The organism is Microtetraspora sp. AC03309, from assembly GCF_020826795.1.
Classification (GTDB): domain Bacteria; phylum Actinomycetota; class Actinomycetes; order Streptosporangiales; family Streptosporangiaceae; genus Microtetraspora; species Microtetraspora glauca.
This window is the reverse complement of the sequence record NZ_JADDIL010000486.1, coordinates 1-471: the sequence shown is the minus strand read 5'-3', so window position 1 is coordinate 471 and position 471 is coordinate 1. Positions and strand designations below refer to the sequence as shown.

Genomic DNA, 471 nt, shown 5'->3' with positions numbered 1-471 from the left:
GATCTGTCCGGTCAGGAGTACGTCGACATCTATGCCGCCGCCGTCAAGGAGAGCGCACAACAGACCAACGGCCAGCCGGTCGACACCACCAAGCCGGCCTCCCGGCTGCCGCACGCCGCAGCGGGTTAGGCCGCTTCGCCCCCGCTGAGCTTCACCAGCGGGGCGGCGGGCACAGCGGTGGTCTGGCCCGCCCTGGATGGGGAAACGAATCCGATCACGGCGATGACGACCAGCGCCCACCACAGGTAGGCGTCACCGGCCAACTGGCGCAACACCGACGCCGCGGTTTCGTGGTGCGGCGTCAGCAAGTCGATGGGTGTCCAGACCATCAAGGCGAAGCCGAGCACGGTCACCAGCGCCAGGAACAGCGCGGCCGGCCGGTCCTTGCGCATCCGGTAGGCGAGCACGCCGGTGACCACCAGGGTCGGGAGTGACCAGACCCAGTGATGCGACCACGACACCGGCGAGACC

1 pseudogene is annotated in these 471 nt (G+C 69.0%); it reads right to left on the bottom strand.

The features are described 5' to 3' along the window. Nucleotides 1-125: 125 nt before the first annotated feature. A pseudogene (locus IMZ11_RS43975) lies at nucleotides 126-471 on the bottom strand (hypothetical protein); the annotation flags it as partial.